The organism is Cupriavidus sp. 2SB (genome assembly GCF_005503625.1).
In the GTDB taxonomy this organism is placed as follows: Bacteria; Pseudomonadota; Gammaproteobacteria; order Burkholderiales; family Burkholderiaceae; genus Cupriavidus.
In genome coordinates this window covers 1-1,217 of the sequence record NZ_SCMX01000171.1, presented here as the reverse complement: position 1 = coordinate 1,217, position 1,217 = coordinate 1, and the positions used below count along the sequence as shown (strand labels likewise).

Sequence of the window (1,217 nt, the reverse complement as noted above, 5' to 3'; positions counted from 1 at the left end):
CAAACCGCCGTCGCCCCACTGAACACCATCGCTGTGGAAGACATCGGCAAGGGCGCCGCCGAGTTCGATGCGTGGCTGCAGGAGGTGAGCGGCGGCGCGGTAACGCTCGATCGCATCCGCATGGTCGCGGGCAGCGTGCCGGTGGTGGGCAACATCATGGCGCTGGTCGATGCGCTGGGCGATGTGGTCACCCTCACGCGTAGCCAGTCTCCAGACTTCCTGGACTGGGTGAGCCTGGGCATCAACCTGATCGGCATCGTGCCGGTGCCGCCGGGGATGGCAGCGGCGCGCATGAGCCTGCGTCCGACGCTCGCGCTGGTGCGGCAGGAGTTGCGGCAAGGGGCCAAGTTCGTGCTGGGCGATGCGCTGGTCGAGGTGCTGGTGGGGCATCTGAACGCGACCATCGTCGGTGAGCTGGATGACTTCGTCACCAAGGCGCAGGCCAGGCTGCCGGGCATCCTGCAGGACGCTGGCGAACTGGGCGAGAAGATGCTGCTCGAGATCGCCGATGGGCTCGAAGCGGTGGCACTCGGCAAGCTCAAGACGACCGCCCATCTGCAGCAGGCGGTCACGCAACTGCATGATCCGAAGTCTACCTTCCCCAATATCTTTGGCGCGGTGTGGAGCGTCTACAAGGCAGCGGGCAAGGCGGTGGCGAACACCGCGGTCCAGCTCGCGATGCCGACGGCGATCCAGCAGAAGGTGGTGGCGAGCAGCACGCAACTGCGCACGCTCGCGCCCGTGGTGCGCCAGCAGATGATGACGCTGGCCGATCCGCAGACGGCGCACAGCATCGGCTGGCTGCTGTCGATGCTTGCTCAGGCGGTGGTGCGCTGGCGCAAGAAGCGCAGTGTGGGCCAAAGCATCAACGTCAAGGCGCGTCAGGTCAGCGTGGCGAAGCGGCAAGGCCACCAGGGACAACTGGAGAGCACGAACAGGCAGGTGCCGGCCAAGGGCAGCCCGGGCTGCAAGAACTGTCCCGCTCCGGCCAACACCCTGCGCAGCATCAGCTTCGCCACCGGCGACGAGACGATCTCGCACACCGACTTTGTCCTGCCGGGCCTGATGCCGATCGAATGGACACGGACGTATCGGTCGAGCCTCGGCGCTTACGATGGCAGCGAATCCGGCGCGCGCTGGATCACGCCCTACACGATCCGCTTCGATGTGGTGAAGCAGGGTGTGCAACACGGTGGGAACGAGAGCCTGCTCTACCA

General features: G+C 66.1%; 1 protein-coding gene. It reads left to right on the top strand.

Going from position 1 to position 1,217, the window contains the following annotated elements; all coding sequences use genetic code 11:
- Positions 1-1,217, top strand: a 1,217-nt coding sequence (locus FFS21_RS31875; protein ID WP_249359777.1) for a DUF6531 domain-containing protein, incomplete at both ends; no start/stop codon positions are given.